Consider the following 5,737-nt stretch of genomic DNA (forward strand, 5'->3'; position numbering starts at 1 on the left):
GATTCAAATGATGAGACAGATGATGAGACTGATGACGACTCAAGTGATGAGACAGATGACGATTCAAGTGATGAGACAGATGATGACTCAAGTGACGAGATAGATGATGATTCAAGTGATGAGACAGATGACGATTCAAATGATGAGACAGATGATGAGACTGATGACGACTCAAGTGATGAGACAGATGACGATTCAAGTGATGAGACTGATGACGACTCAAATGACGAGACAGATGATGACTCAAGTGATGAGACAGATGATGACTCAAGTGATGAGACCGATGATGACTCAAGTGATGAGACCGATGATGATTCAAGTGATGAGACCGATGATGATTCAAGTGATGAGACAGATGATGACTCAAGTGATGAGACAGATGATGACTCAAGTGATGAGACTGATGACGACTCAAGTGATGAGACAGATGACGATTCAAGTGATGAGACTGATGACGATTCAAATGATGAGACAGATGATGAGACTGATGACGACTCAAATGACGAGACAGATGATGACTCAAGTGATGAGACAGATGATGACTCAAGTGATGAGACAGATGATGATTCAAGTGATGAGATAGATGACGATTCAAGTGATGAGACAGAGGATGACTCAGATGACGTGATAGATGACGATTCCAGTGATGAGGTAGATGAGGAAGAAGGTAGAGAGCTATACGACACACCTTATGGCTTTAATGGTGGTACAGGATGGTCTAACTATAATAAGCCGACCAAGTTTCTTGGTATGAAGGTGGTGACAAAGCAGCTTTTTTCCATTACCACTGGAGGAAAATGTTCAATTACATTAGGTTCGGACACCACTTTAGTTGGAGGTGGAAAGCTTATGATCAAGGGGCTTGCTTGGTCAAAGCATGCACATTTGGGATATCATTTTGCTGGCAGCTTTCTCACGCTTTCTTGGAAAAATGATGAGAATGATATTTCGATTAAATCTCAAAAATTGGCTGCAGAGAATGAGAAGTTAGAAGGTGTGAGGTTTAAAGGATATATTAATAGCTGGGAGTCTAAGGTGACTTCTCAAGAATCATCTATAGCTAGGATCACTCAGCTCGGGCAAAAAGTTGACTTACTTGAAAGTAAATTAGGACAGACAGGTGTGGAACTTGAGAACACGCAAGTTTCAACCAATACGTCTCTATTACGTAAAAAAGTATTAAATACTAGAATTCAAAATGTGACTCAAGATTGTCAAAGTGTTGCTCAATCAACAGATCAATGTGCTAATGCGCTTGAGAAAGTATTCTTTAATGTAAAAACGTCAGCCAGTATAGCTGTAGAAGACAAAAAATTAATCTTAATGTAATAAAATACGAATAATACGAATAATACGAATAATACGAATAATACGAATAATACGAGGTGATTATGTCTAATATTAATACTGCAAATCAGTATTCTACTAGTGCAGACGATAATCCTGATGAGGATAATTATACTGAGAATTCCACTTATCGAACATTGCTAACGCTTAATGGGCATACATTATTTTATGTGAATACTTGGTATAAGTACACGCCTGGAATTGTGACTTGGGTGACTTTAGGCCAATGTAATTTAATCAACATTGGTAGTTTCACTGAAATTGTTTTTCCAAGCTCCATTTATTTTAATATGGGACCTTCACTCAGTTGGAATGGGAAAGTGTATGCAATGACATTTAAATACCAGGAGGCGGCAATCAAAAAATTGAGTGCCACGTTATTGTCTTGCAATGCTAAAGCTCAGCGTAAACAAGCTGTCATTAGCGGTATTAAAAATTATCTTGCTAATGTTGAAGTGTTATCCCATAAGGCCAGTATGCTTGGAGTGACATATAATCATTCAGCGAGAAGAGTCAATGTGGCTGCCTCAAAGGTTAAAGCGTTAGCTCTGGATGTTAAGCAAGAACAAGCCAGTATAGATAGTGGCTTGTTGGCGGTTAAAAATGTTGTTAACAGTAACTGTAAAGCTATGAATAAAGTGTCGAATATTAAATCTTTTTTGTCGAATAGTGTTTGCCGTGTTAATTCAGGTAATATCAGCATAAAAGATGACATTATTACTACTCATCTCTAAACGGCAGTATTCTTTATACATTTTTTAGTTTACTTCGTTGAATGAAGGTCGCTATTTATGTCTATAAAAATAATGAAAAAAGATGATATTGCAACTCTGTTGGTGCCTTATGAACTACAAGGGAAATCTTATTTATGTATTTCGATGATATTAGGGTTTGACTTACTTAATCCTGAAAAATGTATTAATGAACAAAACTTGTGGGCGGCGATTAATAAGAGTTTAGATGGACGTATGTTTGATGCGGGTATGCCTAAAATGCATCCTGAATGGTTGCTATCAGGCGCCTGTTTTAGTGGAGAAAAGTCAAGAGAAGTTGTAAAAGTCTCTGCCTATTTGGCTGGTTCTGAGAAACAACTTGATGTGTATGGAAACCGTCAATGGATACAGCATTTAGGGCGCCTTGTACCATCAGATCCAATGGCATTTAAACGTCAGCCTTTAACTTGGGAAATGACTTGGGGCGGGGAAGAAATTCCTGACAATACCTTAGGCTTGAGTGTGGTGGAAGAGTCTTACCCCTTACCTTGCTTATTTTATTCAAAAGATACTCACAGTAGTCGTATTGAAAATACGGGGCACCAAGCAGCGTGCTTTTTGCCTCTAGCTATCGATCATCCAATAAGAAAAGCCTGTATGGGCACTTATGATGAAGCTTGGTTTCGGGAACGCTGGCCAAGCGTCCCCCAAGATTTTGATTGGCATTTCTTCAATCAAGCGCCACTTGATCAACGTTTGACGGACTTTTTTAATGGCGGTGAGTCGTACCATTTAGTGAATTTACACCCTAAAGAGGCTAAGATAACGGGGAAATTACCTTTTTATCGCCCACGTGTTTTTGTGAGGCAGTATTCAGAGCTCTGTGATATGCCGACGCAAAATATCCAGTCATTGAAACGGGATGTTCAACAAAGTAATAATACGCTTAAACAAGATATTCAATATAAAATATCAGAAATAGGATTACGCAATGACACAGTGTGGTTTTTCCCTGAGCAGCAATTAGGGTTACGTATTTTTAGGGGCAATATTGAAATACAAGATGAAGAAGCCCTAGATGTATCTGATATTTTGTTTGTTAGTGAAGATAGAGATAAAGCGCCTTTAACCACAGAGCATTATATACATTATATGACTCATTATAATGCAGCTAAGGAAGCTGAATCTGCTGAAATGGCTCAGTTAGCTGAGAAAGCGAGTCAAGCTAAATATGATCTTGCATTAGCTGAAAAAGATTTGTCTGATATTCCCCAATATATGGCGTTCAAACAAGGTCAATTTGATAATACAATCCCTGCGGCAAAAGCGTCACCTCATGATTTTTTAGCTCAATTAGATAGGCAACTCGGAGCCAGTCACGGACAGTTAGCATCTTTGGCTCAAAATACCTCGGGCTTAACCCCTGAATTGCAGTCTTTATTGCAACAATCCGGTACGAAAATAAATGATATGAGATCGAGTTTTGCGCAGCAATTACAAATGCAAATGAAGCTCAAGCATGATATGGCGACAGATTTAAAACAGTTGAAATTAAATAAGCCAAATGTGGCTTCTAATCCTGAATATAATATGCAAGCCAAAGAGATTGAAAAGAAAGTTAATGCCCATGGGCAAATGTTTGACTCCCCACAAACCGATACGCCTTGGCATGATAAAGCCTCTGAATGGATTGCGCAAAGTAGTGAATTTGATTCTTTTTTAAAAAAACGTAAACAATTGATAAGCTTTGGTTTTAGAAAGCTCAACATTCAAAAGTTGATGCTAGGTTATCAGGCTCATGAAAGAGTGTTCGTTCCTCAAGAATGGGGGCTGACATTTGAAGAGATGCCAGATGATACGTTAACAACCCTACCTGCAGGTTGGGTATTACCTGAATATCAAGATGGATTATTTACCGCTTTACATATTCGACCTTCATTGTTTGAACCTGGATCTAATGTGCAGGTTTTTGGTAGTCAATCGTTGCCATGGCACAGTGCCTTACAATCTGGCTTGCCTGTGATTTTTTGTCAAGATAGAAGTTTTGCATGGTTAATCGAACAAGATGTAAGAGGCTTGCTCAATGTGATTGAAATGCCCTCTATTGAGACAGTGTTTATTGATGAAGTACAAGCTGTTATTGATGATGCGCCGCAGTTATTTTTGTTTACACAAAATATTGATGACATTACGCCATGGCAGGACATCTTTCCTATATTAGAGCCCGTTGAACTTAAAGAAAATATGTTGATTGAGCAAGCTTATGCTGGATCTGTGGATTTGATGGCTTGGTTAATTGATTACATTAAGCCTGCTGAAGGACAAAGTGCAGCAGGTATGCTAGCAAGCATTCAAAAGAAAAAACGCAAAGCGTTATTTGCCACGCCTAAGTTTACTAAAGAGCAAGCTCAAGCTGCTTTTGATAAAAAACAAGCCAGTTTATCTCAAGATTTAGGCTTAAATAGTGATTTACCATTAAAGGATGCCTTGTCAGCCGTTTTAGATCAAAAAGCCAGTTCATTGCAAGAGAAATTACCCGCAGGCCCTTCTACTGCTGCTTTTCAAAAAGGGCTTGATAAATTAAAAAATACGCCAGTAGCCACCGCTTCTGCCAGTGAACAATTGAGTCAACTATCACAGCAATCAATTGCACTGCTTGAGCAAGAGCAATCAAAAGTTCAATCAGATGATGCCAAAGATATTGTCAATAAACAATTAACGTTAGTGAAAAAAGAGTCTCAAGCAGCTATCGATAAGCTGAAAGAGCTGGAAGCGATTGAGCCGGTTAAAGTTGACGATATTGAGGCCGCCGTTGATTTTGAAAAATTAACCAGAGAGCAAGTCATTGACTGGTACAGCAAAGGCCAGTCTTTGGCTAAAAAGGATTTATCTGAATTGGATTTATCTTACCTTGATTTATCCCATGTTGATTTTACTGGGAGCATTTTATCTGAAACTAACTTTACTGGTGCAGTATTAACGTCAGCGAATATGCAAGACGTGGTTGCTACGGAAGCTATTTTTGATGATGCTAACTTAGAAAGGGCTGATCTTTGCCGAGCATTATTATCTGAGGCTCGAGGGGATAGAGCTTGCTTTTTACATGCCTGTTTAGATGACGCTGTCATGTCTGAAGTGCAATTTAATGAAGCTAACTTTATGTTTGCCAGCCTACATAAAGTGACAGCTTGTGGCAGTTATTTTATTGGTGCTTGTTTTAATGATAGCGTATTAACGCAAGCAAGTTTTCTTAATACCTTTATCGAAAAGACTTCTTTTCTTCGATGTGATGCGCTGAAAGTAAAATGTTTTGAAGCCAGTGCACAAGGGAGTGTGTGGACGGGGGCTAAGCTGAATAAGGCGCTGTTTTGGTCTGCCGATTTAAGGGGCGCTGATTTTACAAAGGCGCAATTAACCAATGCCCGTTTTGGCAGTGCGCAGTTATCAAAAGTGCGGTTTAATCAAGCCGTGTTAGTGAAGGCCAATTTTGCTGATGCAACCTTGTCTGATGCACATTTTCATCAAACCAACATGGAAAATGTGTATTTCAGTAACGCCAATATGCAACGAGTGGAGCTGTTTGGAGTGAACTTAAAGCGAGCTCAGTGTCTTCGCAGTAATTTTAATGGCGCGCATTTTAAGGCGGTTAATGCGATACAAACCAATTTCATGCGCTC

At 39.0% G+C, this 5,737-nt stretch carries 3 protein-coding genes; all 3 read left to right on the forward strand.

Annotated features, from left to right (window positions below; all coding sequences use genetic code 11):
• Positions 1-1,329: hypothetical protein (locus tag Q0976_RS23760; RefSeq protein ID WP_299497318.1), on the forward strand; the 1,329-nt coding region annotated here is incomplete at its 5' end.
• 62 nt (positions 1,330-1,391) lie between these two features.
• On the forward strand, positions 1,392-2,081 hold the full coding sequence (locus Q0976_RS23765; protein ID WP_299497320.1) for a hypothetical protein: 690 nt from the start codon (positions 1,392-1,394) through the stop codon (positions 2,079-2,081).
• Between the two features lie 57 nt (positions 2,082-2,138).
• A partial coding sequence (locus tag Q0976_RS23770; protein WP_299497322.1) for a DUF2169 domain-containing protein occupies positions 2,139-5,737 on the forward strand: 3,599 nt, incomplete at its 3' end.

It is taken from the genome of uncultured Shewanella sp. (assembly GCF_947501665.1).
In the GTDB taxonomy this organism is placed as follows: domain Bacteria; phylum Pseudomonadota; class Gammaproteobacteria; order Enterobacterales; family Shewanellaceae; genus Shewanella.

What these genes read in the sequence shown, in the direction of transcription:
- Q0976_RS23765 (WP_299497320.1), top strand. Translation starts at nt 1,392, where the DNA reads ATGTCTAATATTAATACTGCAAATCAGTATTCTACTAGTGCAGACGAT.